The following is a 19,926-nucleotide window of genomic DNA, read 5'->3' as shown; positions in this document are numbered from 1 at the left end:
GTGGACCAAGTTTATGTAACGGTCGTTCGAATGCTTTAAAAAGACCTAGGCTGTACGGATCAAATTGTTTCAGGAGGAACCTACACATGCGTTCACCTCGCCGGGTCGCGATCCTGGGTGGCAACCGAATTCCCTTCGCCCGTTCCAACGGCGCCTATGCCAACGCCAGTAACCAGGCGATGCTGACTGCCGCCCTCGAAGGCCTGATCGAACGCTATCGCCTGCATGGCCTGCGTTTGGGCGAAGTGGTCGCAGGCGCTGTGCTCAAAGCCTCGCGAGACATGAACCTGACTCGAGAGTGCGTGCTGGGTTCGCGCTTGTCCGCGCAAACCCCTGCCTATGACATCCAGCAGGCGTGTGGCACTGGTCTGGAGGCCGCCTTGCTGGTGGCTAACAAGATCGCCTTGGGGCAGATCGACAGCGGCATCGCAGGCGGCGTCGACACCACCTCCGATGCGCCAATCGGGGTTAACGAAGGCTTGCGGCGTATCTTGTTGCAGGCCAATCGCGGCAAGAGCCTGGGCGAGCGGCTGAAACCGTTTTTAAAGTTGCGACCCGGTCACCTGAAACCTGAACTGCCGCGCAACGGCGAGCCGCGTACCGGGCTGTCGATGGGCGAGCATTGCGAGCGTATGGCGCAGACTTGGCAGATCGAGCGGGCGGCGCAGGATGAGTTGGCTTTGCTCAGCCATCAGAACCTGGCCGCGTCCTTCGCCGAGGGCTGGCACGATGACCTGCTCACCCCGTACTCGGGCCTGAGCCGGGATAACAATCTGCGCACGGATCTCACGCTGGAACAGTTGGCCAAGCTCAAGCCGTCGTTCGATCGCAGCGGTCTGGGCACCCTGACGCCAGGCAACTCGACGCCGCTGACCGATGGCGCTTCGCTGGTGTTGCTCGGTAGCGAGCAGTGGGCCGAGCAGCAGGGGTTGTCGGTGCTGGCCTATCTGGTCGATGGCGAGACCGCAGCCGTGGATTTCGTCAAAGGCCAAGAGGGGCTGCTGATGGCCCCGGCGTATGCGGTGCCACGCCTGCTGGCGCGCAATGGCCTGAGCCTGCAGGACTTTGACTACTACGAAATTCATGAGGCATTTGCCGCGCAGGTGCTGTGTACCCTCAAGGCTTGGGAAGATGAAGCGTTCTGCCGCACGCGGTTGGGTCTGGCTGCGCCGCTGGGCTCGATCGATCGCAGCAAACTCAATGTGAAGGGCAGTTCGTTGGCCGCCGGGCATCCGTTTGCCGCTACTGGCGGGCGGGTATTGGCCAATATGGCCAAGCTGTTGGCTAGCGCGGGCAAGGGGCGCGGGCTGATTTCGATTTGTGCGGCGGGTGGGCAGGGGGTTACGGCGATCGTGGAGCGCTGAGAGGCGCCGGCTTGCCCCGCGATGAGGCCGGGACTGACACCCTGGCAAACCTGATACGCTTGTCTGATCACAACTACAAGATCAGGTCATGCCGAGCACCGGACAACTTTCTGCGCCCCGACCCATTCCGAATCTGGAGCAGTTACCCAGGCCAGTCTATGCCCGCGCCGAAAGCCTCGGCGCAGGCTCCTGGACGACCCGCCATCGCCACGACTGGGTGCAGTTCTCCTACGCGATCAGCGGCGTGCTCGGTATTTACACCAGCGACGGCAGTTATTTCGCGCCGCCGCAGTGGGGCGTATGGATCCCTGCTGATACCGAGCATGACGTCGCCAGCTCGATGCAGGCCGAAATGCGCAGCCTGTACGTGCGGCGCGACGCTTGCCCATGGGCGCCAGATCATTGCCGAGTGCTTGAGGTAACCCCGCTGGCGCGTGAGCTGATCAAGCAGTTTTGCCTGTTGCCGGTGGAATACCCGGAAGGCGACAGCGCCGAGGCGCGTTTGGTGGCCGTGCTGCTTGACCAGCTGCAAGCGCTGCCGGAGGTGGGGTTTTCCTTGCCGCTGCCGCGTCATCCCGGGCTGCTGAAGCTGTGCAACGGGCTGATTGCCGCGCCCGACCTGCCGCAGACCCTGCAACAATGGGCGCTCGAACTGGGTTGCTCGGAAAAGACCCTGATGCGCCTGTTCCAACGTGAAACGGGCCTGAGTTTTCGCAGCTGGCGCCAACGCATGCGCCTGCTGTCGTCGCTGGCCCTGCTGCAGTCGGGCGAGAACGTCACTGAAGCGGCGCTGGGCTGTGGTTATGACTCGACCTCAGCCTACATCGCCGCATTCAAGCAGCTCTTCGGTTTCACGCCCGGAGAGCTGCGGCTGTAGCGTTTAGGTGCGGAAACGCCGCACCAGGGTATCGAGCTCATTGGACAGGCCGGCCAGGCTTTCCGAGTCCTGGCGCGCCGCATGGGCAAGCTCTGCTACCAGCTGCGCATCCCCGTGGATCTGGCTGATATGGCGATTGATGTCTTCGGCGACCTGGTGTTGCTCTTCGGCGGCCGTGGCGATCTGGGTGTTCATGTCGCGGATGATGTCCACCGATTCGCGGATTTGGCCGAAGCTGTCGCGGGCCAGGCCAATGCGGCTGACCGACTGCTGCGAGACATCCAGGCTGGCGTGCATCTGCTGGGCGACTTCAGCGGTGCGGCTGGCCAGGTTGCCGAGCAGGCCGTCGATCTCGGCGGTGGAGTCGGCAGTGCGCTTGGCCAGGGCCCGGACTTCATCGGCGACCACGGCAAAGCCACGGCCTTGCTCGCCGGCGCGGGCGGCTTCGATGGCCGCGTTGAGGGCGAGCAGGTTGGTCTGCTCGGCGATCGAACGGATGGTGCCGAGGATCGACTGGATGGCATTGCTGTCGCGTTCCAGTTGCTGGATCGACTGCGCCGATTGCTCGATTTCCTGGCTCAGACGGTCGACGCTTTGCACTGCGGCGTCGATCTGCTGCTGGCCTTCACGGGCTTGCTGCTGGCCGCTGTCGGCCGATTGTGCGGCCTGGCTGCACGAGCGGGCCACTTCGTTGGCGGTGGCGACCATTTCGTGGAAAGCAGTCGAGACCATATCCACGGCTTCGCGCTGACGTCCGGCGGCTTCGGACATATCGGCCGACACCTGGGTCGAGCGGCTCGAGGTACTGAGGATCTTGCCGGCGGCTGAGCCGATATGCTGGATCAGACTGCGGATGGCGCCGAGGAACTGGTTGAACCAGCTGGCCAGTTGCGCGGTTTCATCACGGCCGCGGATTTCCAGGCTGCGGGTCAGGTCGCCTTCGCCCTGGGCGATGTCTTCCAGGCCGCTGGTGACGCTGTTGATCGGGCGCACGATGAGTTTGGCGAATGCAGCGCCGACGATGGCGAACACCGCGGCCAGCACCAGGGCGATGATGCCGATCAGCCAGGTCAGGCGGGTGGTGGTTTGCATCACTTCGTCTTGCTGGATCAGGCCGATGAAGGTCCAGCCCAGTTGCTCGTCAGGGTAGACGTTGGCCATGTAGCGCTCACCGTTGAGCGTTACTTCCACCAGGCCTTTGCCTGCCTTGGCCAAGTCGACATAGCCATCGCCAAAGCTCGCCAGCTGCTTGAAATTGTGGCTGGCGTCACGCGGGTCGACCATCACGTTGCCGCTGTTTTCCATCAGGATCAGGTAGCCGCTTTCGCCTAGCTTGATCTGTTTGACGATTTCGGTCAGGCCTTTGAGCGACACGTCGATGTTGACCACACCGCCTGGGTTACCCAACTGGTTGGCCACCGCGCGTACGGTGCTGACCAGCACGGCATCATCGCCGGCCCAGTAGTAGGGCGCGGTGCGCAGGGTCTTGCCGGGGTTGGCCATGGCGGTCTGGTACCACGGGCGGGTGCGCGGGTCGTAGTTGGCCATTTTCGGATCGCCAGGCCAGAAGGCGTAGCCGCCGTCTGCCAGGCCATAGGAGACATAGGCGTAGTCGGGGTGACTCTTGGCCAGGCGGCTGAAGAAGTCGAACAGCGTCTTGTCCTGGTCATTGGGGGCAATTTGTGCGGCGTCGGCGGCGAGGTGTTTTTTCACGTTGCCGTCTGCCTCGGCGATCAACGGCTGAGCGGCGAGATACTCGACGTTTTGGGTGATGCCCTGGAAGAAGATGTTCATCGCGTTGCTGACCTGACGAATCTCTCGGCTGCTGTTGTCGAGAAAATCGTCGCGAGCTTCACCGCGCAGGTTGAGGACCACCAGGGTGGCCACGAGGACGATGGGCAAGCCGGCGATAACGGCAAAGGCCCAGGTCAGTTTTTGCTTGATGTTCATCCACGCTCCCGGAATTTTTCTTGTCGATGCATGAGGCAGGTACTAGGGCATCGGCAGGATTCGGGATTGTTGTAGAAAAAAGCCCGTATTTATTGGGCGAGGGCGGGTTTGGTGACTATTCGGTCGTGTCGGGGCTAATATGGCATACCAAAATCAGGCTGTGCGGTGTTGGGGCCGCGAAGCGACCCCTATACACGTCAGTGGCAACAGCTTTTGCCATTGGCCAGATCCTTGAGGATCGGACAGTCCGGCCGGTCGTCGCCCTGGCAGTGGGCGACCAGCTCGCTCAAGGTATCGCGCAGGCTCACCAACTCTTCGATCCGCTGGTTCAGGGCCTGGATATGCTCGGTGGCCAGCGCCTTGACGTCGGCGCTGGCGCGTTGCCGGTCCTGCCACAGGGTGAGCAGTTTCGCCACCTCATCGAGCGAGAACCCCAGGTCGCGGGAGCGTTTGATGAAGGCCAGGCTGTGCAAATCTTCTTGCTGGTACAGTCGATAGCCGCTGTCGCTGCGCTGAGCCGGCTTGAGCAAGCCAATCGACTCGTAGTAGCGAATCATCTTGGTACTCAGCCCACTGCGGCGGGCTGCCTGGCCGATGTTCATGGCGCCTCCTGCTGGTCGTCGCTAGGTTTCCAGGTCTTCAGCCACAGGGCATTGCTCACTACGCTGACACTCGACAGCGCCATGGCCGCGCCGGCCAGTACCGGATTGAGCAGACCAAAGGCGGCCAGCGGAATGCCGATCAGGTTGTAGATGAAGGCCCAGAACAGATTCTGACGGATTTTCGCGTAGGTCTTGCGGCTGATTTCCAGCGCCGCTGGCACCAGCCGAGGGTCGCCGCGCATCAGGGTGATGCCCGCCGCCTGCATGGCCACATCGGTGCCACCGCCCATGGCGATGCCGATATCGGCGGCGGCCAGGGCCGGGGCGTCGTTGATGCCATCGCCGACCATCGCGACCACGCCGTCGCGCTTGAGCTGGCCGACCGTGGCGGCTTTGTCGGCTGGCAGCACTTCAGCGTGCACATCATCGATGCCCAGTGCCTCGGCGACCACTTTGGCGCTGCCGCGGTTGTCGCCGGTCAGCAAGTGGCTGCTGATACCTTTGTCATGCAAGGCGCGAATGGCGTATTCGGCGCCGGGCTTGAGGCTGTCGCCGAAGGCGAACAGCCCCAGCACCTGGGGTTTAGGGGCCTGTTCGATGAGCCACGACAGGGTGCGGCCTTCGGCCTCCCAGGCCTGCGCCTTGCTGGCCAGGTCGCCCGCGTGCAGCCCGCTTTCATCGAGCAGGCGGCGGTTACCCAGCGCCAGTTGGCGATGTTCCACGTGACCGGCGATCCCGCGCCCGGTCAGCGACTGGCTGTCGCTGACTTGCGGCACCATCAGGCCCTGCTCGCTGCAGGCATCCAGCACCGCCTTGGCCAGCGGATGCTCGCTGCCGCGCTGCAGGGCGCCGGCCAGGCGCAGCAAGTCGGCGTTGTCACCCACGCCAGCCTGGCTATGGACGATCCGCGGGCTGCCGGAGGTGAGTGTGCCAGTCTTGTCGAACACCACCCGGTTGACGGCGTGGGCGCGCTCCAGCGCCTCGGCGTCCTTGATCAGGATGCCGTGCCGGGCCGCGACACCGGTGCCGGCCATGATCGCTGCCGGAGTGGCCAAGCCGAGTGCGCAAGGGCAGGCAATGACCAGCACGGCGACGGCATTGATCAACGCGGTTTCGATCGGTGCGCCCGCCCACCACCAGCCGAGCAGGGTGAACAGGGCGATCACCAGTACTGCCGGGACGAACACCTGGCTGACCCGATCGACCAGCTTCTGGATCGGCGCCTTGGCCGCCTGGGCATCTTCGACCAGGCGAATGATGCGCGCCAGTACGGTTTCCGTGCCCAGGGCCAGGGTCCGCACCAACAGCCGGCCTTCGCCGTTGATGGCGCCGCCGGTGACGTGGTCGCCGGGCTGCTTGGGCACGGGCAGGCTTTCGCCGCTGATCAACGCTTCGTCGGCGTGGCTGCTGCCTTCGAGCACTTCGCCATCGACTGGGAAGCGTTCACCCGGCTTGACCAGGACCAGGTCGTCCAGGCGCAATTGGCTGATGGCCACGTCTTCCTCAAGGCCATCGACCACCCTCAGCGCACGATCCGGCCGTAGCGCTTCAAGTGCACGAATGGCGCTAGCGGTCTGGCGTTTGGCGCGGCTTTCGAGGTACTTGCCGAGCAATACCAGGGCGATGACCACCGCCGAGGCTTCAAAATACAGATGTGGCTCGACGCCCGCTTCGGCCCTGGCCCATTCATACAGGCTCAGGCCATAACCGGCACTGGTGCCCAGCGCGACCAGCAGGTCCATATTGCCGGCACCGGCGCGCACTGCTTTCCAGGCGGCCACGTAGAAGCGCGCGCCGAGGATGAACTGCACCGGGGTGGCCAGCAGGAACTGCGCCCAGGCCGGCAGCATCCAGTGCAGGCCGAATGGCTGGACGATCATCGGCAGCACCAGCGGCAGCGCCAGTATCAGGGCGGCGCCGACTGCCAGGCGTTCTTTGCGCAAACGCCGCTGCGCTTCGGCCTGGTCACCCCGGGCGGCTTGGGGCAGCGCGGCGCTGTAGCCGGCCTGCTCGATTGCGCCGATCAGCACACTGTCATCGACTGCCTTGAGCACTTCAATATGCGCGCGTTCGCTGGCCAGGTTGACGCTGATCTGTTCGACCCCAGGCACTTTACCCAAGGCCCGTTCGACGCGGCCGGCGCAGCTGGCGCAGGTCATGCCGCCGATCTGCAGTTCGACGCTGCGGGTGGGCACGCCGTAGCCAGCCTGACGCACGGCGTCGACCAGCACCGGGAGGCTGTCGGCCGGGGCCTGGACCCGGGCCTGTTCAGTGGCGAGGTTGACGCTGACCTGCTCGGCGCCGGTGACCTTGCGCAGGGCGCGCTCGACTCGGCCGGCGCAGCTGGCACAGGTCATGCCGGAGATCGGCAGGTCGAAGATGGTGGATGCAGACATGGGCTCTCCTCCTTGGACAGGCCCTCAGCATCAACCTTGCCACACGGTCAAGGTCAATAGTCCAAACTGGCCTTGTTCAAATGCAGGCCACTGTGGTCCATGGCAATGCGGTATTTGCTGATCTGCCCGGCGTGCAGGGTCAGGCGCTGGCTGTGCTGATTTTCCAGCCCCGGCGCGCAGCCCGGTGCCTGACCCGGCAACAGGCGCAGGCGGATATCCACAGGCCCTGGCGGCAGGTTGAACGAGGTCGATTGTTCTTGGAACAGACGCCCGGACAGTTGGTCATTGAGGTAGACGCCGATCTCGCAGGTGGTGGCCACTTCCAGGCGCTCTCGGGAAATGATCAGCACGCTGTAGTCCGAGTTGCCTTGGGCGCTGGCCTGGGGCACGGCGGCCAGTGCACCCATTAGTCCGACAAGGCCCAATGCTGCCTTGATCATGGTGAATCTCCTGCTTTGCAAAATCGTCAAAGGCGCAGCTTGGCCGAGCTGCGCGCGGATTTCCAGTCCGGTTGATTCACGGGCTACTTGACCTTGTCCCGATGGCAAGCTTGAAACTGCGCAAAACCCATAAGGAGACAGACCCGATGCAAGTATTCAATGTGCAAGGCATGACCTGTGGCCACTGCGTAAAGGCAGTGACAGCGGCGGTGCAGGGGCAGGATGCAGCGGCCAAGGTAGAAGTCGATTTGGCCGCCAAGCAGGTGCGTGTGCAGAGCCAGGTTGGGGTTGAGCAGATTCTTGCGGCGATCCGCGATGAAGGTTATCCGGCGGAAGTTGCCTGAAGCCTGAGAGGGCCAGGGACGGCCGTTATTGTTACAAAGGTTTTCATGCTGGTGAGGTGTTGTGCAGGTAGACTAAGGCACTTGCTTAGCCTGCTATGGATTCCTGATGAACCTGCGTTTTGTGCTGATCCTGGGCGCCCTCAGTGCGTTTGGGCCGTTGGCGATTGACTTCTACCTGCCCGCCTTTCCGGCCATGGCGCAGGCTTTTGCGACTGACGAACAACATATCCAGACCACGTTGGCGGCCTATTTCCTGGGTTTGTCCATTGGACAGCTGGCCTATGGCCCGGTGGCTGATCGCTTTGGCCGGCGCAAGCCACTGTTGTTTGGCGTCACCCTCTTTACCTTGGCCTCGTTGGCCTGCGCCTATGCACCGAATCTGGATACCTTGATCGTCGCGCGCTTCGTCCAGGCCTTGGGCGGCTGCGCCGGCATGGTGTTGTCGCGGGCGATCGTCAGCGACAAATGTGATGCGGTAGCTTCGGCCAAGGTGTTCTCGCAACTGATGTTGGTCATGGGCCTGGCGCCGATTCTTGCGCCGATGCTGGGTGGGGTACTGGTCAACCTGGCCGGGTGGCAATCGATCTTCCTTGCTTTGAGCCTGTTCAGTGCCGCATGCCTGTTGGCCGTGAGCTTGGGGCTGCCGGAGAGTTTTCCGGCGGACATGCCACGCCAGCCACTCTCAGGCGCATTTCGCCAATACTGGCGTCTGTTGCGGGATCGGGTCTTCATCGGCCATGCACTGACCGGTGGCACCGCCATTGCCGGAATGTTTGCCTACATCGCCGGCTCGCCCTTCGTATTCATCAAGTTGTATGGCGTGCCGCCCGAGCATTACGGATGGCTGTTCGGCACCAACGCTGCCGGCTTCATCCTGATGGCACAGGTCAATGCGCGGCTGCTGGCCAAACGTGGTCCGGCATTCTTGCTGGCACGGGCGGTCTGGCTGTATCTGGCGGCGGGGTTGCTGTTGCTGGCCGTTGCGGCGTTGCGTCCTGCTCAGCTTTGGCCGCTGTTGGTGCCATTGTTCGTTTGTATCGCCAGCCTGGGCTGCATCATCCCCAACGCTTCGGCCTGCGCCATGAGTGGGCAGGGCGCGCGTGCCGGCAGTGCCTCGGCGTTGATGGGCTGCCTGCAGTTCAGCGTGGCCGCAGGCGCGGCAGCGCTGGTCGGCGTACTACACGATGGCAGCGCGGTGCCGATGGCGCTGGTAATCAGCCTGTGCGGCGCGCTGGTGGTCAGTGTCGCGATGCTGACTCGGCGCTTGCAGGCCAAACATCGGGTGTAAACGAGTGGGGCGCCTGCAGGCGCGTTTCCAGCGTGGCGACAAACGCGCGCGCCTCAGCCTCACTGCGAAAACTCACCACATGCTGATCGAGCCGGACTTGCCAGGGGCAATTGGGCTGACGGTTCGACGCACTGACGACAATCTTCATCGCGGCATACCTCCAGAGATCGAGAGCGGCTCAAGTTTAGCGCTGCTGCTCGGCCTCGCCACGGCTTGTAGGCGGTGTCCTGACTGACGGTCGTGGCCGTAGCTTCTACGATCGAGGATGTCCAGTTGGGGCAGCCCTGAGGTCGAATGGATGCTTCTCATTTATGCGCCGTAATTGGGGAAGTTCCTTGTCAGTACAGTCTTCAGAGTTTTCTGACATCAGCACCGGGTGATCTAGGTACATCGTTGATTTAATGGATGTATTGGCCAAACCCAGTCACTGGCTAGCCGTCATGGTCCTGATCGGCGCCTGTTATGGGGCGCTATACCCAACGCATTTTCGGCTATTGGTCGCCGATTGCAGGCAAATGTGCAGGGCTACGCGCGGCTTATACTGGCTGCGGCCGCTAGCGGCAGCGAGAGATACTTCCCCGCCAGGGAACGGCACTGCTTTGGCTCATCTGGGCCTTGGCTACTCATGCGTGAGCGTCGCCAAATTTGGCCTACAGCCTCTGGATGCGCGCCCTTGGCAGGTGCGTTAACCGCGCTGTCGTGGTTGGCCATCGCCATCAGACGTGATCTTCCAGGGAGTTACAGGGATATGAGTGCAGTGAGTAGTATCAGCCAGATAGCCGGCCTGATGGCCGACCCCAAGCGCAGCGCCATGTTGTGGGCGCTGATCGACGGTTTGCCGCGTCCTGCCGATGAACTGGCATCGATGATCGGCGTCACCTCCTCATCAGCCTGTGCGCACCTTACCTTGCTGTCTTCGGCTGGCTTGTTGAAGCACGAGGCACGTGGTCGCAAGCGATTCTTCCGCTTGGCCACACCGGAAGTGGGGGCCGCGGTTGAAGCCCTGGCCAGCCTGCGGCTGGATGATCTTCGGTTGCGCAACAGCCAGTTCAAACCCTTGCAGGTACCACTGTCGATGCGCCGGGCGAGACGTTGCTCAGATCATATGGGAGGTGAGTTGGCCGCTGAGTTGCTCGAGCGGTTGATCGCTTGCGGCTGGCTGGAAGGATACGACCAGCAACTGCGGGTGAGTCAGGAAGGGCGCGTGCAACTGGCGGCCCTTGGCGTCTACATCGAAGCGTTGGCGCAGCGACAGCAGGGCAGTTGTACCGTGTGCCACTGCAATGAATGGAGTGACCAAGGGCCTCATTTAGGCGGCAGTCTAGGGCAGGCACTGCTGAAGTTGTTCCTGCAATCGGGCTGGATACAGGAGCAGGAAGGCTCCAGGGCACTGCAGATATCACCATTGGGGATTCAGCAGATCAACCGTATCGCTCGACTGCAGCCCACATTGCAGGTCGGTTAGGCCGCCTGCAATGCGCTGTCGTGGATACGTCAGAGCAGCCGGGCATCCAGGCTGTTCTGAGCCAGGCGGCGGGCTTGGTCTTCGGTCATGCCCAGGTGGGTGTGAAGTGCATGGAAGTTTTCGGTGACATAGCCCCCAAAGTAGGCCGGGTCATCCGAGTTGACCGTGACTTTCACACCGCGCTCGAGCATATCGAGGATGTTGTGTTGGCTCATGTGGTCGAACACGCAGAGCTTGGTGTTGGACAGCGGGCAGACGGTCAGCGGTATCTGCTCATCGATGATGCGCTGCATCAGGCGTTCGTCCTCGATGGCGCGTACGCCATGGTCGATGCGCTTGATCTTCAGCAGATCCAGGGCTTCCCAGATGTACTCAGGCGGGCCTTCTTCGCCAGCGTGGGCAACCGCCACGAAGCCTTCGCTGCGGGCGCGGTCGAAGACGCGCTGGAACTTGCTCGGCGGATGGCCCTTTTCCGAGCTGTCCAGGCCAACGGCAATAAAGGCATCGCGAAACGGCAGCGCCTGGTCGAGGGTCTTTTGTGCCTCTTCTTCACTGAGGTGGCGCAAGAAACTCAGGATCAGGCCGCTGCTGATGCCCAGTTGCTCACGACCATCCTTGAGGGCCTGGCGAATGCCGGTCAAGACCACTTCGAACGGGATGCCTCGATCAGTGTGGGTCTGCGGGTCGAAGAACGGCTCGGTGTGGATAACGTTCTGCGCTTTGCAGCGTTGCAGGTAGGCCCAGGTCAGGTCGTAGAAATCCTGCTCGGTACGCAGGACATCAGCGCCCTGGTAGTACAGGTCGAGGAATTCCTGCAGGTTGTTGAACGCGTATGCGCTGCGCAGGGTTTCCACATCTGCCCACGGCAGGGCGATCTTGTTGCGTGCGGCCAGGGCGAACAGCAGCTCAGGCTCCAACGAGCCCTCCAGGTGCATGTGCAGTTCCGCCTTGGGCAAGGCGTTTAGCCAGTCGTACATGTATGCAAATCTCGAATCAGGAACGGTTGGCGCTCATTCTACAGGGCCAGGCCGCGCAATGCGCCCAGCCTGGCCCTATAGCATCAACCGGCGATCAGTTGCGCCGCTGCCTGTCGGTGATTGGCGATCAGGCCTTGCACATCCAAGCCTTCGATTTGCCCATCGATCACCCGCCAATTGCCGCCAACCATGACCCGATCAGCGCGGTCGGCGCCGCACAGCAGCAGCGCCGACAGTGGGTCGTGGCTGCCGGAGAAGCGCAGTTCGTCAAGCTTGAACAAGGCCAGGTCGGCCTGCTTGCCTACCGCCAGCTGGCCAATATCGCTGCGTCCGAGCAGGCGTGCCGAGCCGCGCGTGGCCCAGCCCAGTGCACGCTCTGGGGTGATCTGTTCGGCGCCATAGCGCAAGCGCTGCAGGTACAGGGCCTGGCGCGCTTCAAGGATCATGTTCGAGGCATCGTTCGAGGCCGAGCCATCTACCCCCAGGCCGACTGGGGCTCCGGCGGTTTCCAGGTCGACAGTCGGGCAGATGCCGGATGCCAGGCGCATGTTGGAACTTGGGCAATGGCAAATACCAGTACCGGCGGCGCCCAGGCGGGCGATTTCATCGGGGTTGAAATGAATGCCATGAGCCAGCCAGGTACGCGGGCCGAGCCAGCCGACGCTGTCGAGGTAATCCACAGTACGCAGGCCAAAACGTTGCAGGCAGAAGTCCTCTTCGTCGAGGGTTTCGGCCAGGTGGGTATGCAAGCGCACGTCCAGTTCTTCGGCAAGTACGGCGCTGGCGCGCATGATTTCTGGAGTGACTGAGAACGGCGAGCAGGGCGCCAGGGCGATTTGGATCTGCGCGCCATCGCCGCGCTCATGGTAGCTGTGGATAAGTCGCTGGCTGTCGGCCAGGATCACTTCGCCCTGTTGCACCGTCTGTTGTGGTGGCAGGCCGCCGTCGTCCTCACCCAGGCTCATCGAGCCGCGCGTGAGCATGGCGCGCATGCCCAGTTTGCGCACTGCCTCGACCTGTACGTCGATGGCGTTGTCCAGGCCCTGAGGGAACAGGTAATGGTGATCAGCCGCAGTGGTGCAGCCCGACAGCAGCAATTCGGCCAAGGCGACCTGGCTGGCCAGCTCCAGCTTGGCCGGGGTCAGCCGCGCCCACACTGGGTACAGGGTCTTCAGCCAGGGGAATAGGGGTTGATTGACCACCGGCGCCCAGGCTCGGGTCAGGGTCTGGTAGAAGTGGTGATGGGTGTTGATTAGGCCGGGCAGGATGACGTGCTCGCGGGCATCGAAAACCTGATCGCAGGGCGTGCTGGGGCTTTCGCCGAGGGCTAGAAGTTGAGTGATGCGGCCGTCTTCGATGACCAGTCCGCCGCGCGCGTCGGCGTCGTTGGCAGTGAAGATGGCAAGGGGGGATTTCAACCAGGTACGGGTCGCAGGCATGGTGCCGGCTCCTCTGAAAGTGGGTTCAGGTAAGCCAGCTCAGTTTTGCCCTGTCTGCTGATCCAGGTTCGCCGTGGGGCGAGGCATTGAGTCTACTGCCTCCCCCGCCGGCTTTCAATTCACCAGATGAGGGCTTCGCCTTTGTAGTTGATGAAGTGCAGTCCGCCATTACCGCTCTGCGCCTTGATCTGCTCAAGCATGCCGCGGGTGCTGGTGAGCACGTCGATCTCGGCGTTTTCGCCGCCCATGGCAGTTTTCACCCAACCGGGGTGCATGGCTAGCACGCTGAGGTCGGGACGCTGCAGCTCGACCACGAAGCTGTTGATCATCGAGTTCAGCGCGGCCTTGCTGGCTTTGTACAAAGGGATCTCGCCGCCATCGGGAATGGTCACGCTGCCAAGGATCGAGCTCATGAAGGCCAGCACGCCACTGCCTTCGCGCAACTGGTCAGCCAGGCGCCGGGCGACCCTGATCGGCGCCACGGCATTGGTCATGAACAGATCGCCAATCTGCTGGCTGCTTACCGCTTCCAGATCCTGCGGCAACGGGCCCATCACACCGGCGTTGACGAACAACAGATCCAGCACCTGGCCGTGCAGGATCTGTTGCAGCGCATCCAACTGCTCGGTGTCGTTCATTTCCAGGGTTTCGATCTGTACCCCGGCAATAGTGCCCAGCTCGCCGGGGTTCTGCGCATCGCGCACAGTAGCGATGATGTTCCAGCCATCTTCGTGCAAGCGCTGCACCAGACCCAGGCCCAGGCCACGCGAGGCGCCGATGATCAAGGCTGTCTTGTTTGCAGGCATTTCGATACTCCTTCAAAAAAGGGGGGCGTGTTAGCGGCCGTTACCGGAATTCGCAGCGTAGCTGCTGTGCATTGCCCAGTGGCTGTTCCCGATGCACGGCTGATTAAAAAATGTACAGTTGGCCGCGAGGCTTACGGCGTCAGGTCCAAGCCAGATGGTTCACGGGTTATCCACAGGCTCCTCCACAGTATTTGTGTGCAAGCCGAAGCCTGTGAATTAGCGGGGCCTAACGAGATGAAAGCCCTGCTGGTTGGGGATAACTAACTGAAATATGGTCATTTGCATGACCGTCATGAAAATGTGATCAAAATATGCTCAATGGCTCGAACGCCTTGTGATTCGTGGCTTGCACGAGAGTGCCCCAAGCTTATCCACAGGCAGGCCCACAGTAGTTGTGGGCAAACCCTTCAGTAGGGTTGCAGCAGGATCCGTCCACGACTGAGGTCGGCCAGCTGGCGTTGCAGTGCATCAAGATGCGCTGCGCCCACCGCCAGCTGCAAATCTACGCCATTGGCGGTGAACTGCTCATCGAGTACCAGCCCGTCGACTTCGGCCAAGCGCAACTTGAGTAGCGCAAGTTCGCTGAAGCTGCAGCTGCAGCGATACTCGCTGCGCTGCACCAACAAGCGTTTGGGCGCCTGTTGCAGGCATTTGTTCGCCCCGCCGCCATAAGCTCGGGCCAGGCCGCCGGTACCCAGTTGAATGCCGCCGTACCAACGAATCACCAACACCACTACCTGATCGCAGTCCTGGGCTTCGATGGCCGCGAGTATGGGCCGGCCAGCGGTGCCGCCGGGTTCGCCGTCGTCGCTGCTGCGGTACTGGTCACCCAGCTTCCAGGCCCAGCAGTTATGAGTCGCGGCCAGATCACTGTGGCGTTCGATGAAGCTCATCGCCTCGGCGGCGCTGCTGATCGGGCCGGCGAGGGTGATGAAACGGCTCTTGCGGATCTCTTCACGAAATTCGCAAAGCTCGAGCAGGGTAGAAGGCATAAGTCCGGGTCAGGCAGGCGAGTGAATGCCGCAGCCTTTGAGAATGATGTGGATAAGGTTGTTGCTGGCATCTTCCATGTCTTGCTTGGTCAGGCGACTTCGGCCGGTAACCTGGCAGATCTGCGTGGAGAAGTCGGCATAGTGCTGGGTACTGCCCCACAGCAGGAAGATCAGGTGCACCGGGTCGACTGGGTCCATCTTGCCGGCGTCGATCCAGGCTTGGAACACGGCGGCGCGGCCGCGGAACCACTCACGGTAGTCGGCGCTGAAGTACTCGCTCAGGCATTCGCCGCCGCTGATCACTTCCATCGCGAAGATTCGCGAGGCCTGAGGGTTGCGGCGCGAGAACTCCATCTTGGTGCGGATGTACTGGCTCAAGGCCGGACCTGGATCGTCATCGACGCTCAGGGCGTTGAAGGTGCTGTCCCACAATTCGATGATGTTGCTCAAAACCGCGATGTACAGGCCCAGCTTGTTGGTGAAGTAATAATGCAGGTTGGCCTTGGGCAAGCCGGCTTTCAAGGCGATGGTGTTCATGCTGGTGCCCTTGAAGCCGTGGCGGGCGAACTCGTCTTCGGCGGCCTGGATGATGGCCTGTTCGTTCTTCTGGCGAATGCGGCCAGCGGGCTTGCCCGAGGCGGAGAGGCGATGCGCAGGGACTTCTAGGGTCATGGACGATTCCGTGCCAGTCGGAGTAAACGGATGTCCGACAGATTACCTGCCTGTGACGAAGTGACAAGCATTAGCGTGTCGCCGCCAGGCTTTCCAGGAAACTTTCCAATACAAGATTTGGCCGGCGCCCTTTACGCGTTACCCAACTCAGGCTCAACTCGTAGTGGCGTTGGGACGGTTTGAGTGCCCGCAGGCGCCCCTGCTGGACCCAGAAACTGGCGTAGTGGTCGGGCAGGTAGCCAATAAAGCGCCCGGTCAGGATCAGAAACGCCATGCCTTCGCGGTCCGAGGCACTCGCCGTGCAGTGCAGGGCCTGATAATGCGCCTGGATGTCGGCCGGCAGGCGGAAGGTTGGGGCGATGGCATCCTGGCTATTAAGGCGCTGGTCGTCGATCTTCTGGTCATCGGCGTAGAACAGCGGGTGGCCCACCGCGCAGTACAGCAGCGAACGCTCGCTATACAGCGGTTGGTATTCCAGGCCCGACAGAGGGCTGGTCTGCGGCACCACGCCGACATGCAGGCTGCCATCGAGCACGCCTTGTTCGACCTGGCTTGGGGCGATCATGCGAATCTGGATACGCACGTCCGGCCCGCGGTCCTTGAGTTCGGCCAAGGCATGGGTGATGCGCATGTGCGGCAGGGTCACCAGGTTGTCGGTGAGGCCGATGTTCAGTTCACCGCGCAGATGCTGGTGCAGGCCATTGACTTCGGTGCGGAAGGTTTCGATGGCGCTGAGCAGTTGCAGGGCCGAATGGTAGACATCGCGGCCTTCCTCGGTCAGCGAGAAGCCGGCGCGACCGCGCTGGCACAGGCGCAGGCCGAGGCGCTGCTCAAGGTCGCTCATCTGCTGGCTGATCGCCGAACGGCCGATGCCCAGGACATTCTCTGCTGCCGAGAAACCGCCGCACTCGACCACGCTGCGGTAGATCTTCAACAGGCGGATGTCGAAATCACTGACCTGGGCGAGGGGATCGGGGCGTCGGCTCATTAGTTTAGTCCGCTGCTAACTTAAGATTAGAAATGTTGGCTTTTCTAGACTTTATCCGCGTGACAAGTTAGCTGCAACAACACACATCGTTGCCTAATCGTCTTCCGAGGAACCGCCGATGAACATGCCCGAAACCGCGCCGTCCGGTATCGCCAGCCAGCTCAAGCTGGACGCCCACTGGATGCCGTACACCGCCAACCGTAACTTCCAGCGCGACCCACGGTTGATCGTGGCCGCCGAAGGCAGCTACCTGGTCGACGACAAGGGCCGCAAGATCTTCGACGCCCTGTCTGGTCTGTGGACCTGCGGCGCCGGGCATACCCGCAAGGAAATCACCGAAGCAGTCGCCCGCCAGGTCGGCGTGCTGGACTACTCGCCGGCGTTCCAGTTCGGCCACCCGCTGTCGTTCCAGCTGGCAGAAAAAATCACCGAGCTGACCCCGGGTGATCTGAACCATGTGTTCTTCACCAACTCGGGTTCCGAATGTGCCGACACCGCGCTGAAGATGGTGCGTGCCTACTGGCGCCTGAAGGGCCAGGCGACCAAGACCAAGATCATCGGCCGTGCCCGTGGCTATCACGGGGTGAACATCGCCGGCACCAGCCTGGGCGGCGTCAATGGCAACCGCAAGATGTTCGGCCAGTTGCTGGATGTCGATCACCTGCCGCACACCGTGCTGCCGGTCAACGCCTACTCCAAGGGCATGCCGGAGGAGGGCGGTATTGCCCTGGCCGACGAGATGCTCAAGCTGATCGAGCTGCATGACGCCTCGAACATCGCTGCCGTGATCGTCGAGCCGCTGGCAGGCTCGGCCGGCGTACTGCCGCCACCGAAGGGTTATCTGAAGCGGCTGCGCGAGATCTGCACGCAGCACAACATCCTGCTGATCTTCGACGAGGTGATCACCGGTTTCGGTCGCATGGGCGCCATGACGGGTGCCGAAGCGTTCGGTGTGACTCCGGACTTGATGTGCATCGCCAAGCAGGTCACCAACGGTGCGATTCCGATGGGCGCGGTGATCGCGACCAGCGAGATCTACCAGACCTTCATGAACCAGCCGACCCCGGAATACGCCGTGGAATTCCCCCATGGCTACACCTATTCCGCGCACCCGGTGGCCTGCGCTGCCGGCATTGCCGCGCTGGACCTGTTGCAGAAGGAAAACCTGGTGCAATCGGCCGCCGAGCTGGCGCCGCACTTCGAGAAGCTGTTGCATGGCGTCAAGGGCACCAAGAATATCGTCGACATCCGTAACTACGGCCTGGCCGGTGCGATCCAGATCGCCGCACGCGATGGCGATGCCATCGTCCGTCCATATGAAGTGGCGATGAAGCTGTGGCAGAAAGGCTTCTATGTCCGCTATGGCGGCGACACCCTGCAGTTCGGGCCGACCTTCAACACCCAGCCGCAAGAGCTCGATCGCTTGTTCGACGCGGTGGGCGAGACCCTGAACCAGATCGACTGATCTTTTCGACTTCGACGGCAGGCGCGCGCAGACGCGCCTGTTTCATCCTTATTGTTTCTGGAGTTATGCATGAGCATCGTTCAGCACCTGATCAATGGCGAGCTGGTTACCAAGGGCGAGCGCACCGCCGATGTCTTCAATCCTTCCACCGGCCAGGCCGTGCGCAAGGTCGAGTTGGCCAGCCGGGCTACCGTGCAAGAGGCCATCGATTCGGCCAAGGCGGCGTTTCCGGTCTGGCGGAACACGCCACCGGCCAAGCGCGCCCAGGTGATGTTCCGTTTCAAGCAACTGCTTGAGCAGAACGAGGAAAAGATCTCGCAGATGATCAGCGAAGAGCACGGCAAGACCCTCGAGGACGCGGCGGGTGAGCTCAAGCGTGGAATTGAGAACGTTGAGTTCGCCTGCGCGGCACCTGAAGTGCTCAAGGGCGAGTACAGCCGCAACGTCGGCCCGAACATCGATGCCTGGTCTGATTTCCAGCCGCTGGGTGTGGTTGCCGGGATTACCCCGTTCAACTTCCCGGCCATGGTTCCGCTGTGGATGTACCCGCTGGCGATCGCTTGCGGTAACGCCTTCATCCTCAAGCCATCGGAGCGCGATCCAAGCTCGACCCTGTACATCGCCCAGCTGTTGCTTGAGGCTGGTCTGCCTAAAGGCATCCTCAATGTGGTGCATGGCGACAAGGAAGCGGTCGATGCGCTGATCGAGGCACCAGAGGTGAAAGCCCTGAGTTTCGTCGGCTCGACCCCGATTGCCGAGTACATCTATGCCGAAGGCACCAAGCGCGGCAAGCGCGTGCAGGCCTTGGGCGGCGCCAAGAACCACGCCGTGGTGATGCCAGACGCCGACCTGGACAACGCCGTCAGTGCACTGATGGGCGCTGCGTACGGTTCCTGTGGCGAGCGTTGCATGGCCATTTCGGTGGCGGTGTGCGTGGGTGATCAGGCCGCTGATGCGCTGATCGCCAAGCTTGAGCCGCAGATCAAGGCGCTGAAGATCGGTGCCGGCACCTCTTGTGGCCTGGACATGGGCCCACTGGTAACCGCTGCTGCGCGTGACAAAGTGGTCGGCTATATAGATGACGGCGTTGCCGCCGGTGCCAAGCTGGTGGTCGATGGTCGTGGCTACCGGGTTTCGGGGAATGAAGATGGCTACTTTGTAGGGGGGACGCTGTTCGACAACGTCACGCCTGAAATGCGCATCTATAAAGAAGAGATCTTCGGCCCTGTGCTGTGCGTGGTCCGCGTCAACAGCCTGGAGCAGGCCATGCAGTTGATCAATGATCACGAGTATGGCAACGGCACCTGCATCTTTACCCGTGATGGTGAGGCTGCGCGGCTGTTCTGCGACGAAATCGAAGTGGGCATGGTTGGCGTCAACGTGCCGCTGCCGGTACCGGTGGCCTATCACAGCTTCGGTGGTTGGAAGCGTTCGCTATTCGGCGACCTGCATGCCTACGGCCCGGATGGCGTGCGCTTCTATACCCGTCGCAAGGCGATCACTCAGCGCTGGCCACAGCGCAAGAGCCATGAAGCCTCGCAGTTCGCTTTCCCTAGCCTCTAATAGAGGTGGGTAGAAGCGGGGAGGTCGAAAGGCCTCCCCGCTTTGTTTTTAGAGCTCTAACGGCAGCACCGCTATCTGTTTAACCCTGCTGCACCTTTAGGCGCAGGCCCGCGCCGCGATTCTGACCCTAATTTCAACAATATTACGGTTTATTGAAATTAAGGGTTGACGCCCTCTCAGATCCCCTTATAATGCGCCCCACTTCCAGCGTAGTTGGAACGGAAAACTCCTTGAGTATCAGCGAGTTAGATGTTCCAGGCAGTACTGGAGGTGCTTCGATCTTCTGGTCGGCAGCGGT

At 62.0% G+C, this 19,926-nt stretch carries 17 protein-coding genes and 2 pseudogenes; 7 read left to right on the top strand and 12 right to left on the bottom strand.

All coding sequences use genetic code 11. The features are described from left to right. The first annotated feature begins 86 nt into the window (after positions 1–86). Both ACF8K2_RS00890 and ACF8K2_RS00885 read left to right on the top strand, forming a co-directional pair. The gene (locus ACF8K2_RS00890; protein ID WP_186555500.1) at positions 87–1,364 is read left to right on the top strand and encodes an acetyl-CoA C-acetyltransferase; all 1,278 of its coding nucleotides are present in this window, start codon (positions 87–89) and stop codon (positions 1,362–1,364) included. Positions 1,365–1,452: 88 nt separating this feature from the next. After that, positions 1,453–2,241 (top strand): AraC family transcriptional regulator, encoded by a 789-nt coding sequence (locus ACF8K2_RS00885; RefSeq protein WP_392463059.1) that lies wholly within the window; start codon positions 1,453–1,455, stop codon positions 2,239–2,241. Positions 2,242–2,244: 3 nt separating this feature from the next. Here the strand turns inward: ACF8K2_RS00885 and ACF8K2_RS00880 are convergent. From ACF8K2_RS00880 to ACF8K2_RS00860, 5 genes and pseudogenes are all read right to left on the bottom strand, one after another. After that, a pseudogene (locus tag ACF8K2_RS00880) lies at positions 2,245–2,841 on the bottom strand (methyl-accepting chemotaxis protein); the annotation flags it as partial. 261 nt (positions 2,842–3,102) lie between these two features. Then, positions 3,103–4,035: pseudogene (locus ACF8K2_RS00875) on the bottom strand (cache domain-containing protein); the annotation flags it as partial. 353 nt (positions 4,036–4,388) lie between these two features. Next, positions 4,389–4,793, bottom strand: coding sequence for a Cu(I)-responsive transcriptional regulator (gene cueR, locus ACF8K2_RS00870; protein ID WP_186555497.1), 405 nt, complete (start codon positions 4,791–4,793; stop codon positions 4,389–4,391). Beyond that, a complete protein-coding gene (locus tag ACF8K2_RS00865) occupies positions 4,790–7,189 on the bottom strand; it encodes a heavy metal translocating P-type ATPase (protein WP_392463058.1) in 2,400 nt (799 codons plus the stop codon). The genes cueR and ACF8K2_RS00865 overlap by 4 nt, the downstream gene beginning before the upstream one ends. 53 nt (positions 7,190–7,242) lie before the next feature. After that, positions 7,243–7,629 (bottom strand): hypothetical protein, encoded by a 387-nt coding sequence (locus ACF8K2_RS00860; protein WP_186555495.1) that lies wholly within the window; start codon positions 7,627–7,629, stop codon positions 7,243–7,245. Positions 7,630–7,775: 146 nt separating this feature from the next. Between ACF8K2_RS00860 and ACF8K2_RS00855 the strand changes: the two genes are divergently transcribed. Beyond that, positions 7,776–7,973, top strand: coding sequence for a heavy-metal-associated domain-containing protein (locus tag ACF8K2_RS00855; RefSeq protein WP_392463057.1), 198 nt, complete (start codon positions 7,776–7,778; stop codon positions 7,971–7,973). A gap of 106 nt (positions 7,974–8,079) precedes the next feature. Then, complete coding sequence (locus ACF8K2_RS00850) at positions 8,080–9,261, top strand: multidrug effflux MFS transporter (protein ID WP_392463056.1); 1,182 nt, start codon at positions 8,080–8,082, stop codon at positions 9,259–9,261. Here the strand turns inward: ACF8K2_RS00850 and ACF8K2_RS00845 are convergent. Beyond that, positions 9,212–9,409 (bottom strand): hypothetical protein, encoded by a 198-nt coding sequence (locus tag ACF8K2_RS00845; RefSeq protein ID WP_225915757.1) that lies wholly within the window; start codon positions 9,407–9,409, stop codon positions 9,212–9,214. The genes ACF8K2_RS00850 and ACF8K2_RS00845 overlap by 50 nt on opposite strands. Positions 9,410–10,009: 600 nt before the next feature. Here ACF8K2_RS00845 and ACF8K2_RS00840 point away from each other — a divergent pair. Further along, positions 10,010–10,726, top strand: coding sequence for an ArsR/SmtB family transcription factor (locus ACF8K2_RS00840; protein WP_392463055.1), 717 nt, complete (start codon positions 10,010–10,012; stop codon positions 10,724–10,726). Between the two features lie 29 nt (positions 10,727–10,755). Here the strand turns inward: ACF8K2_RS00840 and ACF8K2_RS00835 are convergent, their stop codons facing one another. The 6 genes from ACF8K2_RS00835 to ACF8K2_RS00810 form a co-directional block, all read right to left on the bottom strand. Beyond that, the gene (locus tag ACF8K2_RS00835; protein ID WP_392463054.1) at positions 10,756–11,703 is read right to left on the bottom strand and encodes an adenosine deaminase; all 948 of its coding nucleotides are present in this window, start codon (positions 11,701–11,703) and stop codon (positions 10,756–10,758) included. Between the two features lie 83 nt (positions 11,704–11,786). After that, positions 11,787–13,142, bottom strand: a complete 1,356-nt coding sequence (locus ACF8K2_RS00830; protein WP_392463052.1) for an 8-oxoguanine deaminase — start codon at positions 13,140–13,142, stop codon at positions 11,787–11,789. Positions 13,143–13,261: 119 nt separating this feature from the next. Further along, a complete protein-coding gene (locus ACF8K2_RS00825) occupies positions 13,262–13,948 on the bottom strand; it encodes an SDR family oxidoreductase (protein WP_392463051.1) in 687 nt (228 codons plus the stop codon). Between the two features lie 407 nt (positions 13,949–14,355). Then, complete coding sequence (locus ACF8K2_RS00820) at positions 14,356–14,940, bottom strand: YigZ family protein (RefSeq protein WP_186555489.1); 585 nt, start codon at positions 14,938–14,940, stop codon at positions 14,356–14,358. A 9-nt stretch (positions 14,941–14,949) separates the two neighbouring features. Beyond that, the gene (locus ACF8K2_RS00815) at positions 14,950–15,612 is read right to left on the bottom strand and encodes a TetR/AcrR family transcriptional regulator (protein ID WP_186555488.1); all 663 of its coding nucleotides are present in this window, start codon (positions 15,610–15,612) and stop codon (positions 14,950–14,952) included. A 70-nt stretch (positions 15,613–15,682) separates the two neighbouring features. Next, positions 15,683–16,600 carry a LysR family transcriptional regulator gene (locus ACF8K2_RS00810; protein ID WP_186555487.1) on the bottom strand — a complete coding sequence of 306 codons (918 nt, stop codon included), beginning with the start codon at positions 16,598–16,600 and terminating at the stop codon, positions 15,683–15,685. Between the two features lie 118 nt (positions 16,601–16,718). Between ACF8K2_RS00810 and ACF8K2_RS00805 the strand changes: the two genes are divergently transcribed. Beyond that, positions 16,719–18,065 carry an aspartate aminotransferase family protein gene (locus ACF8K2_RS00805; protein WP_186555486.1) on the top strand — a complete coding sequence of 449 codons (1,347 nt, stop codon included), beginning with the start codon at positions 16,719–16,721 and terminating at the stop codon, positions 18,063–18,065. Positions 18,066–18,134: 69 nt separating this feature from the next. Then, on the top strand, positions 18,135–19,628 hold the full coding sequence (locus tag ACF8K2_RS00800; protein WP_392463049.1) for a CoA-acylating methylmalonate-semialdehyde dehydrogenase: 1,494 nt from the start codon (positions 18,135–18,137) through the stop codon (positions 19,626–19,628). The last annotated feature ends 298 nt before the right edge of the window (positions 19,629–19,926 follow it).

Origin of the sequence: Pseudomonas sp. xss_2 (assembly GCF_043104195.1) — a bacterium.
Lineage (GTDB): Bacteria > Pseudomonadota > Gammaproteobacteria > Pseudomonadales > Pseudomonadaceae > Aquipseudomonas > Aquipseudomonas urmiensis.
The sequence above is the reverse complement of the archived record's forward strand: the minus strand, read 5'-3'. Positions and strand labels throughout refer to the sequence as shown.